Source organism: Synechococcus sp. HK05, assembly GCF_019104765.1.
Lineage (GTDB): Bacteria > Cyanobacteriota > Cyanobacteriia > PCC-6307 > Cyanobiaceae > Vulcanococcus.
This window is the reverse complement of the sequence record NZ_JAHRXJ010000011.1, coordinates 279,087-301,520: the sequence shown is the minus strand read 5'-3', so window position 1 is coordinate 301,520 and position 22,434 is coordinate 279,087. Positions and strand designations below refer to the sequence as shown.

General features: G+C 66.8%; 18 protein-coding genes. 5 read left to right on the top strand and 13 right to left on the bottom strand.

The features are described from left to right. Positions 1-7: 7 nt before the first annotated feature. The 3 genes from KUL97_RS10890 to KUL97_RS10880 are packed head-to-tail and all read right to left on the bottom strand — an operon-like array spanning position 8 to position 2,018. The gene (locus KUL97_RS10890) at positions 8-418 is read right to left on the bottom strand and encodes a type II toxin-antitoxin system VapC family toxin (protein WP_368656163.1); all 411 of its coding nucleotides are present in this window, start codon (positions 416-418) and stop codon (positions 8-10) included. Positions 419-423: 5 nt separating this feature from the next. Next, a complete protein-coding gene (locus KUL97_RS10885; protein ID WP_217796994.1) occupies positions 424-666 on the bottom strand; it encodes a type II toxin-antitoxin system prevent-host-death family antitoxin in 243 nt (80 codons plus the stop codon). Positions 667-689: 23 nt separating this feature from the next. Then, complete coding sequence (locus tag KUL97_RS10880) at positions 690-2,018, bottom strand: NAD(P)/FAD-dependent oxidoreductase (RefSeq protein ID WP_217796993.1); 1,329 nt, start codon at positions 2,016-2,018, stop codon at positions 690-692. Between the two features lie 25 nt (positions 2,019-2,043). Between KUL97_RS10880 and dusA the strand changes: the two genes are divergently transcribed. Then, on the top strand, positions 2,044-3,042 hold the full coding sequence (gene dusA, locus KUL97_RS10875; RefSeq protein WP_217797312.1) for a tRNA dihydrouridine(20/20a) synthase DusA: 999 nt from the start codon (positions 2,044-2,046) through the stop codon (positions 3,040-3,042). A gap of 36 nt (positions 3,043-3,078) precedes the next feature. Here dusA and KUL97_RS10870 read toward each other — a convergent pair whose 3' ends face one another. From KUL97_RS10870 to KUL97_RS10840, 7 genes are all read right to left on the bottom strand, one after another. Beyond that, positions 3,079-3,582 (bottom strand): RNA-binding protein, encoded by a 504-nt coding sequence (locus KUL97_RS10870; protein ID WP_217796992.1) that lies wholly within the window; start codon positions 3,580-3,582, stop codon positions 3,079-3,081. Positions 3,583-3,644: 62 nt separating this feature from the next. Continuing rightward, positions 3,645-5,045: an argininosuccinate lyase gene (argH, locus tag KUL97_RS10865; RefSeq protein WP_217796991.1), complete on the bottom strand. Its 1,401-nt coding sequence runs from the start codon at positions 5,043-5,045 to the stop codon at positions 3,645-3,647. A gap of 55 nt (positions 5,046-5,100) precedes the next feature. After that, positions 5,101-6,441 carry a PP2C family protein-serine/threonine phosphatase gene (locus tag KUL97_RS10860; protein WP_217797311.1) on the bottom strand — a complete coding sequence of 447 codons (1,341 nt, stop codon included), beginning with the start codon at positions 6,439-6,441 and terminating at the stop codon, positions 5,101-5,103. 128 nt (positions 6,442-6,569) lie between these two features. Next, complete coding sequence (gene ftsY, locus KUL97_RS10855) at positions 6,570-8,264, bottom strand: signal recognition particle-docking protein FtsY (RefSeq protein ID WP_217796990.1); 1,695 nt, start codon at positions 8,262-8,264, stop codon at positions 6,570-6,572. 13 nt (positions 8,265-8,277) lie between these two features. Next, on the bottom strand, positions 8,278-8,904 hold the full coding sequence (gene nusB / locus KUL97_RS10850) for a transcription antitermination factor NusB (protein WP_217796989.1): 627 nt from the start codon (positions 8,902-8,904) through the stop codon (positions 8,278-8,280). Beyond that, entirely contained in the window at positions 8,904-9,653 is a 750-nt protein-coding gene (locus KUL97_RS10845; protein ID WP_010312605.1) for a DUF502 domain-containing protein, read from the bottom strand. Before KUL97_RS10845 ends, nusB begins: the two co-directional genes overlap by 1 nt. A 56-nt stretch (positions 9,654-9,709) precedes the next feature. Next, on the bottom strand, positions 9,710-10,360 hold the full coding sequence (locus KUL97_RS10840; RefSeq protein ID WP_368656145.1) for an HpsJ family protein: 651 nt from the start codon (positions 10,358-10,360) through the stop codon (positions 9,710-9,712). A 32-nt stretch (positions 10,361-10,392) separates the two neighbouring features. Between KUL97_RS10840 and queG the strand changes: the two genes are divergently transcribed. The 3 genes from queG to KUL97_RS10825 all read left to right on the top strand — a co-directional run bounded on the left by queG (position 10,393) and on the right by KUL97_RS10825 (position 14,806). Beyond that, a complete protein-coding gene (queG, locus tag KUL97_RS10835) occupies positions 10,393-11,328 on the top strand; it encodes a tRNA epoxyqueuosine(34) reductase QueG (protein WP_217796987.1) in 936 nt (311 codons plus the stop codon). 26 nt (positions 11,329-11,354) lie between these two features. Beyond that, on the top strand, positions 11,355-12,239 hold the full coding sequence (locus KUL97_RS10830) for a hypothetical protein (RefSeq protein ID WP_217796986.1): 885 nt from the start codon (positions 11,355-11,357) through the stop codon (positions 12,237-12,239). Positions 12,240-12,301: 62 nt separating this feature from the next. Further along, the gene (locus KUL97_RS10825) at positions 12,302-14,806 is read left to right on the top strand and encodes a DNA topoisomerase (ATP-hydrolyzing) subunit A (RefSeq protein WP_217796985.1); all 2,505 of its coding nucleotides are present in this window, start codon (positions 12,302-12,304) and stop codon (positions 14,804-14,806) included. A 10-nt stretch (positions 14,807-14,816) separates the two neighbouring features. On the opposite strand, the gene uvrA is transcribed toward KUL97_RS10825, so the two are convergent. The 3 genes from uvrA to recN all read right to left on the bottom strand — a co-directional run bounded on the left by uvrA (position 14,817) and on the right by recN (position 20,231). Beyond that, positions 14,817-17,783, bottom strand: coding sequence for an excinuclease ABC subunit UvrA (uvrA, locus tag KUL97_RS10820; protein ID WP_217796984.1), 2,967 nt, complete (start codon positions 17,781-17,783; stop codon positions 14,817-14,819). Between the two features lie 63 nt (positions 17,784-17,846). Further along, positions 17,847-18,470, bottom strand: a complete 624-nt coding sequence (locus KUL97_RS10815) for a Uma2 family endonuclease (protein WP_217796983.1) — start codon at positions 18,468-18,470, stop codon at positions 17,847-17,849. Positions 18,471-18,557: 87 nt separating this feature from the next. Continuing rightward, the gene (gene recN / locus KUL97_RS10810) at positions 18,558-20,231 is read right to left on the bottom strand and encodes a DNA repair protein RecN (RefSeq protein ID WP_217796982.1); all 1,674 of its coding nucleotides are present in this window, start codon (positions 20,229-20,231) and stop codon (positions 18,558-18,560) included. A 94-nt stretch (positions 20,232-20,325) separates the two neighbouring features. On the opposite strand from recN, the gene KUL97_RS10805 reads away from it, so the two are divergent. Beyond that, a complete protein-coding gene (locus KUL97_RS10805) occupies positions 20,326-22,431 on the top strand; it encodes an AarF/ABC1/UbiB kinase family protein (protein WP_254896423.1) in 2,106 nt (701 codons plus the stop codon). Positions 22,432-22,434: the final 3 nt, after the last annotated feature.

Here is a 22,434-nt window from a genome sequence, read left to right as displayed (position 1 = left end):
GCGTCGCTCAGTCGAAGAGCGGAACACCAAAGTCTGCTGCGGCCTGGTTGAGCTTGCGATCGAAACTGGCCAACGTGGCCCCAAGGCGCTGGGCCAGATCGAGGTAGGTGGCGTCGTAACTGGAGAGGCCATGGGCACGGGCCAAGGCGATCAACCGAGGTTGTTGCTCCGGCCCGAGATCGCCATCCGTGCAGATCGGCAAACCGCTCAAGCGGATGAGAAACAGATCGCTGGCGCTCGACTCGATCACATGGCGGCGTTCAGCCACCAGCAGGGCATTAACCACTTCCAGGTGCCAAAGACCAGGCACCCACCAAGACTGATCACCACAGGCGGCAAGCAGCCGATTCGCCCGTGCCGCATCAGAGGCCTTCTCCCGCTCAAACACCCAGGCCAGAGCCATGGAGGCATCGATCACCAGGGTCAACGGCGACCCTCCTCGATGAAGCCGGCCAAATCGGCATCACCGACGCCACGAATGCGGGGAAAGGCCTGCAGCGCCTCAATCGCCGCGGCCAAGCCCTGACTGGATGCCGCGCGATGGGGCACCAGATCGGCCACGGGCTTACCGCGCACCGTGATGGTGAAGTGCTCGCCCTGCTCCACAGCCCGCAGCAACCGCGAGAGCTGGGCCTTGGCCTCAAACGCGCCGATGGAGGGCTGCACGGATCAGCAAGCTGGTTCGATAACTAGTTTATTGCTGCTGCACGCTGCGCTGCCGCCTCAGCGATCGCCTGCCCGGCCAGCCAGCCGGAGCTCCAGCAGTGCTGGAAGTTGAAGCCACCGGTGATGCCATCCACATCCAACAGCTCGCCGGCCAGGTAGAGCCCGGGGGTGCAGCGGCTCTCCATGGTGGCCAGGTTTACCTCCCCAATCGGCACGCCGCCTGCGGTGACGAACTCCTCGCCAAAGGGGCCGCGGCTCGTCACGGCGTACGTGCTGCGCCGCAAGCTCTCAATCAGACCTTGCTGCTGACGCTTGCCCAGATCCGCCCAGCGGCGCTCGGGCTCCACCCCCTGCTGATCGAGCAGGTGCTGCCAAAGGCGGCGGCTGAGGGCGGGCCAGGGGCGGGCGTTACTGAGCTGGCGGCGGGCGTGATCACAGCGGCAATCGGCAAATAGCTGCTCCAGCTGGGGCTGGGTGCGGCCACCGCTCCAATCCACCCGCAAGCTGCCCCGATAACCGCAGTGGTGCAGAGCCCTGGCCGCAAAAGCTGTGAGCTTGAGGGCAGCCGGGCCGCTCAGACCCCAGTGGGTGATCAACAGCGGCCCCTGCTGCCGGAAGCGATGAGGCATACCCGGCGGCGGTGGGCCAGCGCCCTGATCGAGATCCAGCTCAAGCTCCAGGTCCACCGGATCCATCACCACCCCCGCCAAGGCCACCAGCGGATTGGGCTTGAAGGCCAGGGTGAACAGCGATGGCACCGGTGCCACCAGCCCATGGCCCAGGCTCTGCGCCAGGCGGCGACCACTGGGATGGCTGCCCGTGGCCAGCAGCAAGCGTTCGGCGGTGAGCGTGCCGCGCAGAGCCTCAGACCCAGCAGCTCCCCCGCGCAGCTGCAACGCGAATCCCCCCTCCGGCCGCACCTGCGCCCCCTGCAGCGCGCAGTGGGTGCGCAACTCAACCCCGGCCGCGGCCGCCGCGCGGCGCAGGCACTGAATCACCGCCGTGGAGCGGTTGGCGCGGGGAAACATGCGGCCATCGGGCTCCTCCACCAGCTCAAGGCCGTGCTCATCGAACCAGGCCACCGCATCACCGGCGGCGAACCGGCTGAAGGGGCCGCGCAGCGCCTTGCCACCGCGGGGGTAGGAGCCCACCAGCTCGCGCGGATCCCAGCAGGCATGGGTCACGTTGCAGCGGCCGCCGCCGCTGATCAGCACCTTGCCCAGCGGCTCGGGCGTGCTCTCGAGCACTAGAACCCGCTTGAGCCCCGCCTCCGCCGCGGCGATGGCCGCCATAAACCCGGCTGGCCCACCACCGGCCACCACCAGCGACCAGTGCTCAGAGGAGGGAGGCATTGTCGTGAAAGGCGACCATGGGGCAATGCCCGATTCGCTGCTGAACGGGGCCTATCGCTTCAGTGTGGCCCCGATGATGGACTACACCGATCGGCACTTCCGGGTGCTGATGCGGCAGATCACCCGGCGCAGCCTGCTCTACACCGAGATGGTGGTGGCCCAGGCGCTGCACTACAGCGAGCGGCGCGAGCGCCTGATTGATTTCGATCCGATCGAACACCCGATCGCGCTGCAGGTGGGCGGCGACGACCCGGAGCTGCTGGCGGAAGCGGCGCGCATCGCATCCGATCGCGGCTACGACGAGATCAATCTCAACGTGGGCTGCCCCAGCGAAAAGGTGCAAAAGGGGCGTTTCGGGGCCTGCCTGATGGCCGAGCCCAACCACGTGGCCCGCTGCATCGCTGCGATGGCGGCGGCCGCGCCGCTACCCGTGACGGTGAAGCACCGCATCGGCATCGATGAGCGCGATTCCTACGAGGAACTGCTGGCCTTTGTGGACACCGTGGCCGCAGCCGGCGCCCAACGCTTCAGCGTGCACGCCCGCAAGGCCTGGCTGGAGGGGCTCGATCCCAAGCAGAACCGCACGATTCCGCCGCTGCGCTACGAGCTGGTGCATCAGCTCAAACAGGATCGCCCCCAACTGACGATCGAGCTCAACGGCGGCCTGCTGGATCTGGGCAGCTGCACAGAACAGCTGCAACAGGTGGATGGCGTGATGGTGGGCCGCGCCGCCTACGACCACCCGCTGCGCTGGGCCACGGTGGACCGCGACCTGTTCAGCGATGACAGCCAACCGATCGCCAGCGCCTCAGCCGTGGTGCGAGGCCTGATCCCCTACGCCGAGGCGTGGTGCAGCAGCGGCGGTCGGCTCTGGGCGATCGCCCGCCATCTGGTGCAGGTGGTGGAAGGGGTGAGTGGCGCACGGCACTGGCGCCGCGATCTGGGCCAAGCCGCCGGAGCCCGCGATGCAGGCCCCGAGGTGCTGGAGCGCGCTGCAACGCAGCTGGAAGAGCGCGGGCTCTAGGGCGAGCCCGTCAAACACAGCGTCTCGCGACAGCCGTCAGTCGTCGCCACCGCTGCTGCGCCGGCGCCGGGTGCGGCCTGCGCCAAAGGAATCACCGCCACGATCGGGGGCGCCGCCATAGCTGCGATCTTCCCAGCCGCGGGCACCGGAGGAGCGCTCGCCACCGCCATAACCACCGGAACGATCGCCGTAATCACTGCGGCCCCCGCCGCCGTAACCACCGCCACCGCCATAGCCGCCACGGTCGCCGCCGCCGTAGCCACCGCGCCGAGGGCCGCCGCCGCCACCACCGCCGCTTCCACGGGGTTCGGCCTTGTTGATGCGCAGGGGGCGACCCATCAATTCGGCGCCCTGGAGGGCGTCGATTGCACGGGATTCGCTGTCCTCATCGGCCAGCTCCACAAAGGCAAAACCGCGCTTGCGGCCTGTGTCCCGCTCCAGGGGCAGGAAACAGTTGGTCACTTCACCGAAGGGGGCGAACAGCTCGGCCACGTCCTCCTGTTCCGCGCGGAAGGGGAGGTTGCCAACAAAAATGCTCACAGGCCGATGGGGCCGATTAGGCGAAACTTCAGCGCCTGAACACTAGATCCGCCAGCGGCATTTCAGCCGTCTGCCTCGAGCCGGGCGCGAGAACGCTGCAATTGCAGGCGCACCTGATCAAAGGCCGTGCCCCCCTCACTGCGGCGGGCCGCCACCACCTGGCGCGGATGAATGGCGTCGTAGATGTCGGCCTCAAAAGCCGGGTGCAGCTGCTGCCAACGCTCCAGGGGCAGCTCCCGCAGCAGGATCCCCTCCTGCAGGCAGCCCTTCACCAAGCCCCCCACCAGCTGATACGCCTCACGGAAGGGCACACCTTTGGCCACCAGGTAGTCGGCCACATCCGTGGCATTGGAGAAGTCGGAGCCCACGGCCGCCTCGAGCCGATCGGGCCGGAACTGCAGCCCCTCCTCAAACAGGATCGCCATCGCCTCCAGGCAGGCCAGGGTGGTGGCCACGGCATCGAACAGCGCTTCTTTGTCTTCCTGGAAATCCTTGTTGTAGGCAAGGGGCAAGCCCTTGATCATCACCAGCAGCCCCTGCAGGTGGCCGAACACCCGGCCGCACTTGCCACGCACCAGTTCGGGCACATCGGGGTTTTTCTTCTGGGGCATCAGGCTGCTGCCGGTGGCGCAGCGGTCGGTGAGTTTCACAAAGCCGAACTCCTCGCTGGCCCAGAGGATCACCTCCTCGCTCAGCCGGCTCAGGTGCACCATCACCAGGCTGGCGGCGGCGCTGAACTCCACCGCAAAGTCGCGATCGCTCACCGCATCGAGGCTGTTGGCGTACACGTCGTCGAAGCCGAGGGCCGCAGCGGTGTGGCGTCGATCGATCGGCACTGGCGTGCCCGCCAGAGCGGCAGCCCCAAGCGGGCAGATGTTCACCCGCTTGCGCAGGTCCCGCAGCCGAGCCCGGTCGCGCTCAGCCATCTCCACATAAGCCAGCAGATGGTGGGCCAGGCAAATCGGCTGGGCCCGCTGCAGGTGGGTGTAGCCCGGGATCATCACCTCAGCGTGGGCTTCGGCCTGATCCAGCAGCGCCCGCTCAAAGCGCACCAGAGCGCCGTCAATGGCATCGATCTGGCCGCGGAGCCACAGGCGCAGATCCGTGCCCACCTGGTCGTTGCGGGAGCGGCCGGTGTGCAGCTTTTTACCCAGGGGGCCGAGGATCGCGATCAGGCGGCGTTCCACTGCGAAGTGCACGTCTTCGTCGTCGAGGCCGGGGTTGAACTGGCCGGCGGCGGCTTCACTGCGCACCTGCTCGAGACCCAGCACCAGCTGCTCGGCTTCCTCAGCCGTGATCACGCCGGTGCTGGCGAGCATGCGGGCGTGGGCGATCGAACCATCGAGGTCCTGCTGCAGCAGGGTGATGTCAAAGCCGATCGAGGCATTGAAGCGCTCGATCGCCGGATGCAGCCCCTCCTCAAAACGCTGGCTCCAGGTGGAGGAAGACGACTCAACGGCCATCGGGGCCCGGCTCGATCAGTTGAGGTTCAGCTTGGCAGGCAGGCGATTTCGCAGCTCAGTGGGGCAGCGAGGGGAGCATCACCTCCTCGCGCACCTTCAGCACCACCATCGAGGCGTCGTCATCGAGCTGGCGATCGGGCCCCACAAAGCGATCGAGGCGGGCGAACACCTGATCGAGAATGCCTTGGGCCCCTACTCCAGAACGGCAGGCGGCCTGCAGCGCAGCGATCAGGCGCTCCTCATCGAAACGTTCACCGTTAAGACCACTGGCCTCGGTGACACCGTCGGTGTAGCAAAGCAGCACATCGCCGGGATCCAGCACGATCTGCTCGCAGCCGTACTCGGCCTCGGGCTGCAGGCCAATCAACAGGCCGGGGGCATCCAGCCGATCCACGGCATGGCGCATCCGCCGCCAGATCAGCGGTGGGTTGTGGGCCGCATTGGCGAAACGGAGCAGACGGGTGCGCGGGTCGTAGTCGGAATAGAAGAGGGTCACGAACCGGTGCGACTGGGCGAGGTCTTCCTGGGCCAGCTGGTTGAGGTCGTGCAGGATCCGATCGGGAGGATGGCCGCTGAGCACCTCGGCGCGGAGCATGCCGCGCAGCAGGGTCATCAAGAGGCCGGCGGGCACCCCCTTACCCATCACATCGCCCACCACCAACGCCCAGCGCCCCTGCTCGCGGCGGCGGCCGAGGAGTTGGGGCCTGGTGGGGATGAAGTCGTAGTAGTCGCCGCCCACCTGGAACGCGGGCCGGCAGCGGGCCGCGAGCTCCACCCCCTCAATCACGGGGCAGTGATCTGGCAGCAGCTGGGCCTGGATCTCAGCGCCGGTGGAGAGCTGCCGATCGACGCGCTCATGCCGGCGCGCTTCCTGCAGCAACTGCTCACTCTCGATCGCCACGCCAGTGAGGTCGGCCACCAACTGGGCATGGCGGCGGTAGCTCTCACTCCAGCTCAGGCCGCTGCGGGGGCCATACACATAAAGCCGGCCGCGGCAACGACTGCGAGCCACCACCGAGGTGGCAAACAGGGGCCGATCGGTGAGCTGACGCCGCACCAGGCGATCGAGCAGTTGGGCCACCGCCTCCTCACCGGAAGCCTGCAGCACCGTTGCGTCAGGCAGGCTGGCCAGGGCCTGCAGCAGCTCTGGCGGACCTCCATGCAGCTGCTCGCGCCAGAGGCGCCCGTCGGGATGGAAGGGAATCAGCACTGCCCCTTCGGCTTCCACCAGCCGGGCAGCCACCAACGGCACCAGCTCGAGAAACCGCCCGAGGTTGGTGAAGCTGCGCAGGGCAAAACCCAGCGAAGCCAACAGCTCCTGGTTGCGACGCTGCTCGCGGCTGAGGCTGTCGAGCAGCTGCCGCACGGATGCCAGCGCCGATGAGGGCCGCGGCAGGGCAGCGCGGTCGGCGTGGCTCTGAAGCGGTGGGTCAGACCGCCGTGGGGGCGGCTTGCTGCTCACCGAGCGGCCGCGAAGTGCCCGCAAGATAGCCGCGTTTTCAGGAGCGGCTGACCGGTTTGTATCTACTTCGCGAGTAAGGCTTCCACAAACTCAAAGCTGTTGAAGGGGCGCAGATCGCGGATCCCCTCGCCAGCACCAATGAAGCGAATCGGCAGGCCCGCTTCCGAGGCCACGGCGAGTGCCACACCACCGCGGGAACTGCCATCGAGCTTGGTGATCACCACGCCGGTGAGGCCAGCAGCCTGGGCAAAGGCCATGGCCTGCTTCAGGCCGTTCTGGCCCTGGCTGGCATCAAGCACCAGCAACGACTGCACCAGGGCATCGGGCGCCAACTTGTCGACGATGCGACGCACCTTGGAGAGCTCCTCCATCAGGTTGTGTTTGGTCTGCAGACGACCGGCCGTGTCCACCAGCACCAGATCGGTGCCCTTGGCCTGGGCCGCGCCGATGGCGTCAAACACCACCGCCGCCGGATCGGCATTGGCCGAGGGGTTCGACACCACGGTGACGCCACTGCGCTCACCCCACACCGCCACCTGTTGCACCGCGGCGGCGCGGAAGGTGTCGGCGGCGGCGATCAGGCAGCTGTAGCCGCTGCGCACCGCCAGGTTGGCGAGCTTGCCGAGGGTGGTGGTTTTGCCCACCCCGTTCACACCCACCATCAACCACACGTTGAGGCGGCCGCGCTCAGGCGCCAGCAACTGGGCACCACTGGCCTCAATCGGGGCATCGAGCAACCCCTTGAGCTGCTCCTTCAGAAAGCGAATGCCCTCCGCCGGCTCCACCACCTCTTCGTTGAGGCGCTTGCGCAGGGCCTCGAGCACCTGATCGGTGGCCTGCACACCCACATCGGCGCGCAGCAAGAGGCTCTCGAGATCGTCCAGCACCTCGGGGGTGAGGGGGTCGTCGCCGAGGTTGTCGAGCAGCTGGGTGACGAATCCGCGCCGCGTCTTCTCCATGCCGCGGCGCAGGCGGCCAAGCCAATCGATCTCCTCGAGGGAAATGTCGTCGAGGTTGCGGCCCTGAGCGGCCAACACTTCGGCCGACCAGGTGAAATCCTCGTCGAAGGCTCCTAGCTGCGGGGCAGCCTCATCGGCAGGTGCAGCAACAGGCGCAGTGGCGGGCGCTGCCGTTGGAGCCGCTGGGGCTGCTGCCTCAGTGGGCACATCAATCGCCCGCTCCAGCAGCTCCTGTTGGCGCTGCGCACGCTGAGCGGCGGCCTGCTCCAACAACGACTGACCCGCGGCGGGAGCCGCCGAAGGTTGGGGCTCTGGCGGAACAGGAGGCGCCTGAACAGGAGTTTCCGGTGCAATCACAGCCTTGAAAACCGGAGGCGCGGGCGGCTCAGGGGCAGGCGATTGAGCAACTTCGACGGACTGTCCAGGATTCTGTACAGACTGATCAGAATCCTGGGCGGTCGTTACAGCTGCATCGGCGGCGCTCACCTGCGGTGCTGGCGCCGATGCTGAAACAGCTGGCGAACCAGCCGCGGCCTGCTTTTGGGCCTCCTGCTGAGCCTTCAGACGGGCGTAGGCCTGACGGGCCCAATCAAGGGCGTCCTGATCGACAGCTCCAACGGCGGGCGCGGCCGCGGCAGGAGCCGACAGGGCAGGCTCCAGGCTTGGTTCCGGCTGGACAACATCAGGGGCCGCAGCGGCAGGTGCCTCTTCGGCGGCCGGCGGCTGCGGGGGTTGTTCCGGCTGGGGCTCCTCGGGGTTCTGGGGGGCCGCGCTGCGATTGAACCAGTCGTAAACCATGGGCGCCTCCGGATCAGCCCTTGGCGGGGGCGCTGGTGAAGCGGCGCAGCACGCCGTTGATCATGCGGCGGCCCTGCTCATCGCTGTAGCGGTTGGCCAGCTCCACGGCTTCGTTGCAGGCCACAGCGGCGGGGGTGTTGAACTGCTCGATGTCCACGGCGGCGAGGCGCAGGATGTCGCGGTCGATGCGGGGCAGGCGGGTGAGGCGCCAGCCTTCCATCACGGCATCGAGGCGCTGGTCGAGATCCTCGCGGCCCCGCAGCACCGCCCGGGCGCGCTCCACGGCACCGCGGCGGATCTCGTCCTGATCGGAGAGCATCAGCAGCCTTGGGAGCTCAAGACTGGCGGAGAGGCGGTTGAGGCCCTGTTCGGCATGGGCGAGGCCGTCCTGCAGGTGTTGGCGCACCTTGGGCAGTTCCTCACTGCCGCCCTGATCCTGGAGTTCGCTATCGAGCAGCTGTTGCTGGGCAGCCTGGAGATCGCTAGCGGCCTGATCGAGGGCCTCACGCACGTGCTGGCTGAGCGAGGCCTGCGCTTGCTGCAACAGCGCATCGAGGGGCATGTCAGCCGCCGGCTGACGATCACTGATCTGGCCGAGCATCAGCAGGGCCAGTTCGCGGGCAACGGTGCGGCTCTGCATCAGGCCTTGTTGGAAGGAAGAGGGGAGTAGGCCGGGGCCCGAAGCTGGGCCAGCAGGCTGGAGAAGCTGCGGCTGGCGGGGGTTTCGCGTTCGTCGGGATTCACGATGCCGGCCGAGATGATCGTGCGGAAGGCATCCTCCACCGAGAGGTCGAGATCCTTCACCGAAGCCTCCGGCACCACGGCATACCAGCCGGTGGTGGGGTTGGGCGCGGTGGGAATGAACACGCTGAGCATCGGCTGATCGAAGCCAGCCGAGAGGGTGGCGCCGAGCACACCCGTTACGAACCCCAGGGCATAGAGGCCCTCGCGGGGGTATTCCACCAGCACCACCCGGCGGAAGCGGCTGGAGTTATCCCGCAGGAAGGTTTCCAGCAGCTGCTTGAGGGTCTTGTAGACCGAGCCCGCCACAGGGATGCGCTGCAGGGTGCCCTCGCCGAACTCGAGCAACCAACGGCCCACGATGTTGCGGGCCATCAGGCCGATCAACAGGATCCCCAGCAGGGGCACCAACAGGCCCAGCCCCAGGTTGATCAACTCCTGGAGGATCGGATCCAGGGTGTTGAAGGGGTTGAGCTGCTTGGGGATCGAGGTGAGGAACGCCAGCACAAAGCGCGTCACCGTGGTGGCCAACCAGATCGTGGTGGCCAACGGGATCACCACCAGCAGGCCGGCGATCAGGTCGTTCTTGAGGTCCTGCTGGAGGCGATCGCCCAGGGGCTGCTCAGGTCTGGGACTGGATTGCACCAATGACAGGCCGGGGCGTCCGGTGAAAAGAGTCCAGTTGGCAACTTAGCCAGCCGCCCTCACAGAACGGCCACCACCGCCAGCAGGGTGAAGGCCACCAGCAGCACCACAGCGGTGCCCGTGCCGCCGATGCGGCGCTGGTTGGCCGCCAGATCGCGGCGGTTTTCCGCCTGCTTCAGCTGATCTTCCGCCTGATCCAGTTGGCGGTTCATGAAGGCCTGGGCGGCCTTCTTCTTCTCGGCGTCGCTGGCGGTGGCGGGAATCTGGCCAGCCTGCTCGCCCTGGGCGATCACCTGCTCGAGCACCTGGGGGTTCTCCAGCTGAGCCTTGGCCATCTCCAGCTGACCGCGCTGGGCCAAGAGGGCCTGGTTGGCCTGATCGCTCACGGCGCGATCGCCGCTGATGCTCACGGGAATGGTGATCAGCAGGGCCAATGCCAACAGGCCACTCACCACGGCGACGAACCAACGCAGGGGGGTGCGGCCGGGCACGGGCTCATCGAGGCGCTGGCCGATCAGCATCAGCAACATGCCCACGAACGCCATGGGCGACTGGGTGACCAGGGTGGTGGAGAGGAGCTGGCGGAAGCTCTCCTCACCCCAACCGTTCACCGCCAGCACGGCCACCAGTTGCAGCGCCAGCAACACCACCAGGGTGATGCCCAGCCAACGGAACAAGCTGCCGAAACGGCCGGACGCTGCTGAACTCACAGTGGTGTTGACGCAATCGCGCAATCGTAGGGGTGGTGGACCTGGCTGACACCCTCAAGCAACAGGCAAGGCAACTGGGCTTTGCGGCGGTGGGCATCGCCTCAGCGGCCGGCAGTGAGCGGCTGCAGCTGCGCACCGCAGCCCTCGAGCGCTGGCTGGCCGCGGGCCACCAGGCGGACATGGCCTGGATGGCCGACCCGCGCCGCCGGAAGGCGGAGGCGCTGCTGCCGGGAATGCGCAGCGTGGTGGCCGTGGGACTGCCCTATTACATCGATGCGGAGCGCGCCAGGGGCTCCCTCAAGGTGGCGCGCTACGGCTGGGGTCGCGACTACCACCGGGTGATCGATGGCCGGCTCCGGGCCCTCGGGCGCTGGCTGGAAGCCCAGCGACCCGGTGTGCACTGGCGGGCCTGTGTGGACAGCTCGCCCCTGCTCGATAAGGCCTGGGCCGAAGAAGCGGGACTGGGCTGGATCGGCAAACACAGCAACCTGATCAGCCGCGAGCACGGCTCCTGGCTCCTGATTGGTCATCTGCTCACAACCGCCGAGCTACCGGCCGACCCGCCAGCGGTACCGGCCTGCGGCGCCTGCAGCGCCTGCATCGATGCCTGCCCCACCACCGCGATCAGCGAACCGTTTGTGGTGGATGCCCGCCGCTGCATCGCCTTTCACACGATCGAAAACCGCGACGCGGAACTGCCCACTGCGATCGCCAAATCCCTGGAGGGCTGGGTGGCCGGCTGCGACATCTGCCAGGACGTGTGCCCCTGGAATCAGAAGCCCCTACCCAGCAGTAGCGACCCCGATCTGCAGCCACGCCCGTGGTGGCTGGATCTCCGCCCCGACGAGGCGCTGGGCTGGAGCGATGACGAGTGGGACGAGAAGCTGCGGGCCTCCGCCTTACGCCGGATCAAACCCGCCATGTGGCGGCGCAACATCCGCGCAGCCAGCACCTCCACCCCTGCCTAACCTGCGACGGTGATCGCCCTGCATCGATGGCTGCGCGCTGGTTGAAGGTTCTGGCGGCGGCACCGTTGATGCTTTCGGCCCTGAGCGCCGCACCGGCGCAGGCGCTGGTGCCCTACGTGGTGCTGCCCAGCGAGCAAAACCTTGAGGGAGCGGGCCTTGGCATCGCCCAGGCGGCGGCGCGGCTGCTGCGCATCGGCCAGGCCGAGGACGCGGCCCGGCTGGCGGCCCTCACGGTGCAACTGATCCCAAATGACCCCCGCGGCTGGGTGCTGCTGGCGGAAGCGCAACTGCGCAGCAACCAAGACAAGGCCGCCGCGGTGTCGCTGGCCAAAGCGCGAGACCTCGACCCGAAGAATGCCGGCATCCTGTTTGCCCAGGGCTCCCTGGCCCTCAAAGACAGCCGACCCTCCGAAGCCGCTGAACTGATCCGCGAAGGCCTGAAGCTCGACGGCAAAAACGCCGGTGCCTACTTCGATCTCGGCAACGCCTTCATCCTGATGGGCAAACCCGGTGACGCGCTGGGGGCCTTCGAGCGGGCCTCGAAGCTGCGCGCTGATTTCTGGGAAGCGATCAACAACCAGGCCCTGGTTCTCTACGAACAAAACAAAGACGCGGAAGCAATCAAGCGCTGGCGGCGGGTGCTGGAGATCAAGCGCGCGGCCGAACCCACCCTGGCCCTGGCCGCAGCCCTGAACAGCAAAACGCCGGGCAACACGGAAAGCCTGGCGCTCGCTGCCAAGGCCCTGGCGGAAGAGCCCAACTACGTGCTCGACAGCTGGCAAAAGGAGCAGCTCTGGGGACCGAAATTGCGCAGCGCCACAGCACAGCTGTTCACCGACCCTGCCCTGAAAGCCGATGTGGAGCGGGCCCAGGCCAATGCCGGCGGCAACGACGACCTGGGCGGCGAATAAGCCGACTCAGCCCAGGATCTGTAGGCTGAGCGCCACTTTCAGCCCCCCGGCCTAAGCCACGGATGCCCAAGGCGCGCCCCGATCAGCCGCTGCCGGACCCATCCGATGACCGGCGTATCCAGCCGATCGAGCTGCACCAGGAGATGCAGCGCTCGTACCTGGAATACGCGATGAGCGTGATCGTGGGCCGGGCTTTGCCCGACGCCCGCGACGGTCTCAAGCCGGTGCAGCGCCGCATCCTCTATGCGATGCACGAGCTGGGGCTCACCCCCGATCGGCCGTATCGCAAATGCGCCCGCGTGGTGGGCGACGTGCTCGGTAAGTACCACCCCCATGGCGACCAGGCGGTGTACGACGCCCTGGTGCGCCTGGTGCAGACCTTCGCCAGCCGCAACCCGCTGTTGGACGGCCACGGCAACTTCGGCTCGGTGGACGACGACCCGCCGGCCGCCATGCGTTACACGGAAACGCGTCTGGCACCGATCGCCAACGAGGCGATGCTCGATGAAATCGGCGACGACACCGTTGATTTCGCCCCCAACTTCGATGGCTCCCAGCAGGAGCCCACGGTGCTGCCGGCGCAGCTGCCGTTCCTGATCCTCAACGGCTGCACCGGCATCGCCGTGGGCATGGCCACCAACATCCCGCCCCACAACCTGGGCGAGGTGGTGGATGCGCTGATCGCCCTGGTGCGCAAACCGGATCTGGCCGACGAGAAGCTGCTGGAGCTGGTACCCGGGCCCGACTTCCCCACTGGCGGCGAGGTGCTCACCGGCAGCGGTGTGCGCGACACCTATCTCACCGGCCGCGGCAGCATCCCGATGCGGGGTGTGGCCCACATCGAGGAGATCCAGCCCGGCAAGGGCCGCCACAAGCGCGGCGCCGTGGTGATCACTGAGCTGCCGTATCAGCTGAGCAAAGCCGGCTGGATCGAGAAGCTGGCCGAGCAGGTGAACGACGGCAAGATCAACGGCATCGCCGACATCCGCGACGAGAGCGATCGCGAAGGCATGCGCGTGGTGGTGGAACTGCGCCGCGACGCCAACCCGGAAACGGTGCTGGGCGAACTGCAACGCCGCACCGCGTTGCAGAGCAACTACGGCGCGATCCTGCTGGCCTTGGTGCACGGCAAACCGATCCAGCTCACCCTGCGCCAACTGCTGCAGGAATTCCTCGAATACCGCGAACTCACCCTGATCCGGCGCACGCGCCATGCGCTCAAGCGCACGGAGGATCGCCTCGAGGTGGTGGAAGGCCTGATCACCGCCCTCAATGCCCTGCCCAAGGTGATCGAAATGATCACCGCCGCCCCCGATGCCGCCAGCGCCAAGGCGAGCCTGCAGGTGCATCTCGACCTCAACGAACGCCAGGCCGATGCGGTGCTCGCCATGCCGCTGCGGCGCCTCACGGGGCTGGAACAGAAAAGCCTGCGCAAGGAAGCCGAGGATCTGCGCCAGGAGCGCAGCCGCCTGCGGCATCTCCTGGATGAACGCCCGGCCCTGCTCGACGCGATGGTGGCCGAGTTCAAAGCGCTCAAAAAACGCTTCGCCACACCACGCCGAACACGCCTAGTGGAAGGCGGCGACGAACTAGTAGCTCAACGCACCGCCGCCCAACGCCCCAACACCGAACTGCTGCGCCAGCGCGCCTTTGAGGGCCTGCCCAGCGATGGCCGCCTGGTGATCCAGGCCGACGGCCAGGTGAAGGTGGTGGGTCCGCAGCTGCTGGGTCGCCTGCACCTGGATGAGCCGGCACCGCTGGGCGACAACCCCTCGCCGGCGCGCTTGATCCTGCCGATCAGCGAGAAGCCGGCGCTGCTCGCCTTCACGGATGCGGGCCGGGTGGCGCTGCTGCGGTGGGAGTTCGCCGGCCAGCAACCGGGCACCCTCGAGAAATTCCTGCCGGAAGGGATGAGCGGCGAACGGGTGGTGCAGCTGCTGCCCATGCCTGCGGGCGAGGCCGCCGCCGGCGCAAGCATCGGCCTGCTCAGCAGCGATGGCCGCTTCAAGCGGCTGCCGATCGAGGATGTCCAAGAGCTCTCCGGCCGGGCCACCTCGGTGCTCAAACTCAAAGACGGCGTAACCCTGCAACGGGTGGTGCTCTGCCGCGACGACGAAGAACTGGTGGTGGCCAGCTCCACCGGCCGTTTGCTGCGGCTGGCGGTGAACGAGGCCAACCTGCCGGTGATGGGGCGGAATGCGCAGGGACCGGTGTTGCTGCGCCTTCTCCCGGGGGAGGCTGTGGTGGGGGCAGCCGGCGTCAGCCCAGAAGGCTCCGTGCTGCTGGCCAGCCGTTCCGGCCAACTGAAGCGCCTGGCAGCCAACAGCCTACGCCGCTGCCAACGGGGCGACATCGGCCAAATCGGCATGCGCTTCAGCCAACGCGGCGATCAGCTAATCGATCTGCGCGAAGACCGCAGCCCGGTGGTGGCCGCTGTGCTCAGCGACGGCCGCAGCCTGCGGTTGGATGCCTCTGAGCTTCAGGCGGAAGACGACACCGGCAATGGTCAAACCCTGGGGCTCTGCGGCCATGAAGCCATGGCCGAGCTGGTGCCGTTGCTGAATTGAGCTCCTGCCGTTAAGCCGCCACCGGCTGCGGCGGGTGCTGCTCCAGCACCTGCTTGAGATAGCGCCCCGTATGGCTGGTGGGATGGGCAGCCACCTCTTCTGGCGTTCCCGTGACCACGATCTGCCCGCCCTTATCGCCGCCTTCGGGTCCGAGGTCAATGATCCAGTCGGAGCAGCGGATCACATCGAGGTTGTGCTCAATCACCAGCACGGAATTGCCCTTATCCACCAGCCGCTGGATCACATCCATCAGCTTGTGCACGTCGTAGAAGCTGAGGCCGGTGGTGGGTTCGTCGATCAGATAAAGCGTTTTACCGGTGGCACGTTTGGAGAGCTCGGTGGCGAGTTTCACCCGCTGGGCTTCACCGCCTGAGAGGGTGGGCGCCGGCTGGCCCAGCTTCACGTAGCCGAGGCCAACATCCACCAGGGTGCGCAGGCGATCCGCTGCCTGGGGGATGGCAGAGAACACCTCGCAGGCCTGCTCCACTGTCATCTCCAGCACATCGGCGATGGTGTGGCCTTTGTATTTCACCTGCAATGTCTCGCGGTTGTAGCGGGCGCCTTTGCACACGTCGCACTGCACATAGACATCGGGCAGGAAGTTCATCTCGATCACGTTCACGCCCTGGCCGCTGCAGGCCTCGCAGCGGCCGCCCTTCACGTTGAAGCTGAACTGGCCCACCTGATAGCCGCGGGCCTTGGCCTCCACCGTGGCAGCGAACACCTGGCGGATGGGATCAAAGGCGCCGGTGTAGGTGGCGGGGTTGGAGCGGGGGGTGCGGCCGATCGGCGATTGATCGATCACGATCACCTTGTCGATCGCCTTGATTCCCTTCAGTTCTTCCACGCCGGAGGGGAAGGGCACCTTCATGCCGAGCTTGTGCTCGAGCGCCGGGTGCAGCAGCTCGTTCACCATCGTGCTCTTGCCGCTGCCGCTCACCCCGGTCACACACACCAAGCGGCCCAGGGGAAATTCCACATCGAAGCCAGAAAGGTTGTTGCGGGCGCAGCCCACGAGCGTGAGCTTGCGGGAACCGGTATCGCGCCGCTCAGCCGGGGTGGGGATCGAGCGGCGACCGCTCAGGTAGGCGCCAGTGAGGGAGTCTTCCGCGCTGATCAGGGCGTTGAAATCGCCTTCCGCCACAATGTGGCCGCCATGCACGCCGGCGCCGGGGCCGATGTCCACGATGTAATCGGCGGCGCGGATCGTGTCTTCGTCGTGCTCCACCACGATCAGGGTGTTGCCCAGATCGCGAAGCTTGATGAGCGTGTTGAGCAGGCGGTCGTTGTCGCGCTGGTGCAGGCCGATGCTCGGCTCATCGAGCACGTAGAGCACGCCGGTGAGGCCAGCGCCGATCTGGGTGGCCAAGCGGATGCGTTGGGCTTCACCGCCTGAGAGGGTCATCGCCGGCCGATCGAGGCTCAGGTAGTCGAGCCCCACATCCAGCAAAAACTTGAGGCGCATGCGGATCTCGCGCAGCACCAAGTCGCCGATCTGGATCTGGCGGGGGTTGAGCAGCGGCGTATCGCCTTCGTGGGCGCCCACCCCCATCAGCTCTTCGATCCGCCGCAGGCTTTCGCCCACACTGGTGCTGGTGAGCTCGTGAATCCGGTAGGGGCCCACCCGCACAGCCAGAGCTTCCGGCTTGAGGCGCAGACCGTGGCAGCTGGCGCACGGCACCAGCTCAAGATATTTCTCCAGCTTCTGGCGCATGGATTCGCCGCTGGCATCGCGCAGCTGCCGCTCGAGGATCGGCAGGATCCCCTCGAAGGGCCGCACGTAGGTCTGCGATTTGCGGTAGCGGCTATCGGCCTGAATCGCGATCGGCTCCTTCGAGCCGTGCAGCAACACCTCGTGCTGCTCAGGGGTGAGTTCGTTCCAGGGGGTTTTGATCTCGAAGCCGAAGGCCTCACCCACCGAATAGAGCAAGGAGAAGTAGTAAGCGTTGTCTTTCTCCGCCCATGGCGCCACCGCGGCATACACCGGCTGCGACGGATCGGGAATCACCCGCTCCATCGTGAACTGGCGCAGATGGCCGATGCCGTGGCAATCGGCGCAGGCGCCGTAGGGACTGTTAAACGAGAACAGCCGCGGCGACAGCTCCTCCATCACGGCGCCGTGCACGGGGCAGGCGAAGTTCTCGGAGTAGAGCCGCTCACGCTCCACACCTTCCGGCAACTCCTCATCCCCCTTGGGCACCACCTCCACCAAGGCCAAGCCATCGCCGCGCTTGAGGGCGGTGCGCAGCGAATCGGTGAGTCGTTCCTGGATGCCCTCGCGGGACACCAGACGATCCACCACCACCTCGATGTTGTGGGCGTGGTTCTTATCGAGCTCGATGTTGTCGGCCAGCTCACGCACTTCGCCGTTGATGCGCACCCGGGCGAAGCCCTCGGCCACCAGGCCGGAGAGCAGCTTCACGTGGGTGCCCTTCTTGCCGCGCACCACCGGTGCCAGCAGCTGATAGCGAGTGCCCTCGGGCAGGGTGAGGATCTGATCGACCATCTCGTCGATCGACTGGGGCCGGATCGAGCGATCGCACTCCGGGCAGTGGGGTTCGCCGGCGCGGCCGAACAAAAGACGCAGGTAGTCCTGAATCTCGGTGACGGTGCCGACAGTGGAGCGGGGGTTGTGGCTCGTGGATTTCTGATCGATCGAGATGGCGGGCGAGAGGCCCTCGATCGCATCCACATCGGGCTTGTCCACCTGCCCGAGGAATTGCCGCGCGTACGCCGACAGACTTTCGACGTAGCGGCGCTGACCCTCGGCAAAGATCGTGTCGAACGCCAGGGAGCTCTTGCCGCTGCCGCTCACCCCGGTGAACACCACCAGCTGGTTGCGCGGGATGGTGACGTCGACGTTCTTGAGATTGTGCTGGCGGGCACCCCGCACCCGGATCACATCCTCGAGCGAACCACCATTCAGCGCCTGCAACGCCGCTTTCTCGTTCACGCTCTTGGCGAGGGCGCGGGGCATCCAGGCGGCTCGGGAATGGAGGAGTCTACGGGCGCTGACCAGCTGCTCGGTGCAGCTCTGGGGCTAGCCCTGCCAAACCTCATCCAGATCGATCTGCAGCCCCGTGAAGTGAGGGCCGGCATCGAGTGTTGTGGCCGGCGCGATCCGCTCGGGCTGTGAAGCCCCGGCCAGCCACACCTCCACAGCGCGCTGCTCAGGGATCAGCAACCATCCGAGCTGAGCACCGTTGGCCTGATAGGCCGCCATCTTGCGGCGCAGGGCCGTGAGGCCGCGAGGACCTTCATCGCTGGGGCTGGCCAGCTCCACCACCAGATCCGGACAGAGGGGTGCAAAGCCGCGCCTCTCCTCGGCCGTCAGCGCGTCCCAGCGCTCCCGCCGCAGCAACGAAGCATCCGGGCTCAGCACCGAGCCGTCGGGCAATCGAAACCCTGTGGAGCTGTCGAACAGCTTGAGCGGCAGCCCTGATTCGCGAAGGGCCATGCCTAACAAGATCAGCAAGGTGCCGTTGCGTACGCCGGTTTCGCCGGCGGTGGGTGTCATCTGAATCAACTGGCCGCTGGCATCGAGCTCCAGCACGGCATCGGGGTTGGCGTGGCAGACGGCTTCGAATTGCTCAGCTGTCAGGCGTAGACGCTCTGGCAGAAGGAGCGGAGCCAGACCATTGGCAGGCACGGTTGCAAGCGTCATGGCCAGGTCCAACGCCAACGTCAGCCTAGGGCGGCTGTTCAGTAGCGACTGGAGCACACCAGCTCCAAGACAGCCTTGGCCTGACCGCTAACCAGCGCGCTTCAGCAGGCTCGCGGCATAGCTGCGGGTTTCGCCGGAATCGCCACCAGCCAGTTCGGCCAGCTCGGCCTGGCGTGCCTGAGTGTCCCGCAGGTGGGACACCTGGGTGTGGGTGACGCCATCGCGCACCTGTTTGGCCACGCGGAAGTGGTGATCGGCCGCGGCGGCCACGAGCGGTTGGTGGGTGACGCAGAACACCTGGCGCTGCTGGGCCAGACGCTGCAGCAGGTCGGCCATCGCGCCGCTGACGCGGCCGCTCACGCCGGTGTCGATCTCGTCAAACAGCAGGGTGACGTGTTGATCCGCCGCAGCCAGGCAGGTTTTCAGGGCCAACAGGAAGCGGCTCATCTCACCGCCGGAGGCCACCTCCGCCAGGGGCGCCAAGGGCTGGCCGGGGTTGGCGGAAAAGAGGAACTGCACCGCATCGGCCCCCTCCTCACCGGGAGCAGCCGGCTCGATCGCCACGCTGAAGCGCACATTGGCCAAACCCATGGGGCGGAGCGCCTGCATCAGCTGCTCCTGCAGGCGAGCAGCCGCGGCCTGGCGCGCCGTAGTGAGCTCCCTGTTGCAACGATCGCGCTGTGTGCGAGCGGCCAACTCAGCTGCTTCCAGAGCCTCCAGGCTGGCCTCAGCGCCGCCTGGCGCCAGCTGCTCTCGCAACTGATCGCGCCAATCCATCAATTCAGCCAAGGTCTTGCCGTGGCGCCGCTCCAACGCTTTGAGCTGAGCGATGCGCTCCTGCAGCTGGCCGAGGCTGTCGGGGTCGCTCTCCAGGGAAGCGCCATAACGATCCAGATCGCGGGCTAGATCCTGGAGCTGCGCCAAGGCTTCATTGGCACGGCCCGCCAACTCAGCCATCGAAGGATCCAGCTGCTGCATAACCGCCAGCTCCCCCTCGCAAGCGGCGAGATGGTCAAGAGCCGAAGGGGCATCGTCGGCGCCATCCACCAGGCGACCCAAGAGCGTCATCACCCCTTCCTGCAGGCGCACGCCATGGGCGAGACGGTTTTCTTCAGCCTGGAGCTGCTCGCGCTCAGCGGGATCGTGGAGTTGGGCCGCCTCGAGATCCACCAGCAACTGCTCCTGGCGCTCGCGCTCCTGCTGCAGCTGCTCCCAGTTGCTGCGGGCCTGTTCCAGTTGCTGGGCGGCAGAGCGCCAACGGCGGTAGGCCTCCGCCACCGGGCTGAGCAACACCTGCAGCGCCTCGCCGGCGTAGCGATCCAGCCAGCGCCGCTGCTGGCCAGGGCGGGCCAGCTGCTGGGTTTGGCCTTGCACGGTGAGGTCCAGCAGCAGCGGCCGCAACTCCTGAATCTGAGCGCGGTTCACCGCCACCCCATTCAGCCGGTGGCGACTGCTGAGGCGATCGTCGCTCAAGCGCCATTCGCGGCTGAGCAGGATTTCACCCTCTTCAGCGTCCAGCTCCTGCAGCTCCAACCAGCTCTGCAGCGGCGGCGTGAGGCTGAAGCTGGCCTCGATCACGCCCCGATCACTGCCCTGACGCAACAACCGCGGGCCACTGCCACCGAGCAGCGCATCGAGAGCATCCAGGAGGATGGATTTACCGGCACCGGTTTCACCGGTAAGCACCGTGAATCCACCGCTGAACTCGAGCTGCAACTGCTCAATCAGCGCGATGTTCTGCAGGCGCAGACCGGTGAGCACAGGCAGCCGGGTAGTCGGCCCGACCGTAGCGGCTGTGTCTTTCGTTTAGAAGAGGGACAACCCTCAAAGGGCACCCGGGGCCCCAACCCGCGGCATGCCGAATCCAACGCCTTCGCTCACCCCCTTGGAAGCCGCCAGCGCCGCGATGCGCCGCACGGTGCTGGGCAGCGAGGCAGCCGGGGTTGAGATCGAAGCCTCCGCAGCCGAGCCACCAACCCTCGACCCATCACCCCGGGAAGCAGATCTCGAAATCTGTACAGACCGTACAGAATCCCGGACACACGACAGCAAGCAACCGAGCAGCCCAGCCGTCGCTCCCAACGCCGACCTCAGCGATTTCATTGAGGTGTCGGGCCTGCTCGAATACGACCCGGCCGCCATCAGCCGCATCTATGCCGGCGCGCCCCAACGCCTGATCCGGCGCCTCTGGCAAACGCTGGTGCCCATCGGCCTCTATTTGCTGAGCGTGGGGATCGACTGGCTCACCCGCCGCCTCGCCAACCCCGACCACGCCCGCGCCCGCGCCAAAGAAGCGGCCGATCTGGTGGCCTCCCTCGGCCCGGCCTTCATCAAGGCCGGCCAAGCCCTTTCCACCCGGCCCGACATCGTGCCCCCCCTGCTCCTGGAAGAGCTGGCTGGCCTGCAGGACCAACTCCCTGGCTTCGATTCGGCCCTGGCCATGGCCTGCATCGAAGAAGACCTCGGCGGCCCGATCCACGCGATCTACGCCGAGCTGGAACGCGAACCGATCTCCGCCGCCTCCCTGGGCCAGGTGCATCGCGGCGTACTGCTCAACGGCGAGAAGGTGGCAGTGAAGGTGCAGCGGCCGGGCCTGCGCGAGCAGATCACGCTCGATCTCTACATCGTGCGCAACATCGCCGCCTGGCTCAACCGCAACATCGGCCTGATCCGCTCCGATCTGGTGGCCCTGATCGATGAGCTGGGCAAGCGGGTGTTCGAGGAGATGGATTACTGCAATGAGGCCTCCAACGCCGAGCGTTTCGCCGAACTGCACGCCCACAACCCCCGCATCGCCGTTCCCCGCATCCACCGCCACGCCACCGCCCGGCGCGTGCTCACGATGGAGTGGATCGATGGCGTGAAGCTCACCAACCTCGAGGCGGTGCGCCAGCTCGGCATCGACCCCGACGACATGGTGACCGTGGGGGTGAACTGCTCGCTGCAACAGCTGCTCGAGCACGGCTTCTTCCATGCCGATCCCCACCCCGGCAACCTGCTGGCCCTGCCCGATGGCCGCCTGGCCTATCTCGATTTCGGGATGATGAGCACGGTGAGCCGCGAGAGCCGCACCGGTCTGATTCAGGCGGTGGTGCACCTGGTGAACCGCAACTTCGGCAAGCTCTCCAAAGACTTTGTGAGCCTCGGCTTCCTGGCGGAAGACGTGGACCTCTCACCGATCGTGCCGGCCTTCGAAAGCGTGTTCGGCCAGGCCCTGGAGATGGGGGTGAGCCGCATGGATTTCAAGGCCGTCACCGACGACCTCAGCGGCGTGATGTACCGCTTCCCCTTCCAGGTGCCGCCCTACTACGCCCTGATCATCCGCTCGCTGGTGACGCTCGAAGGCATCGCTCTGAGCGTGGATCCCGACTTCAAGATCCTCGGCGCCGCCTATCCCTATTTCGCGCGCCGGTTGATGGAAGACCCCGACCCGCAGCTGCGGAACAGCCTCAAAGAAATGTTGTTCGACGGCGAGATCTTCCGCTGGCAGCGGCTCGACAACCTGATCAGCAGCGCCGCGAGCGGCAGCCAGCTCGATCTCGAGGGCCTACTGGATCAGGTGCTCGATTTCCTTTTCTCCCCTAACGCCGGGATGCTGCGCGGGCAGCTGGTGGAAGCAGCAGTGAATCAAATGGATGCCCTGGGCTGGCAAACCACCCTGCGCATCACCCAACGGCTGCCGCGCCTGCTGCGGCCACCCGGCCTACGCGATGCCCTGCCGATGAGCGCCAACGACGCCGAATTGCTCTCGCTCGAGCCGATCCAACGGCTGGTGGCGATCCTGCGCCAGCTGCCGGGCTTTGATCCCCAATTGCTGCTCAAGCGGGTGCCACGTTTGCTCCAGGAAACAGAGCTGCGCCGCATGGGCGCCGACCTGGCCCGCGGCCTGGCGGAGCGGGGTGTGGTGCACCTGGTGCGCGATGTGTTGGTGGGAGCTGATCTGCAGCGGAAGCCGGCCTAGGGT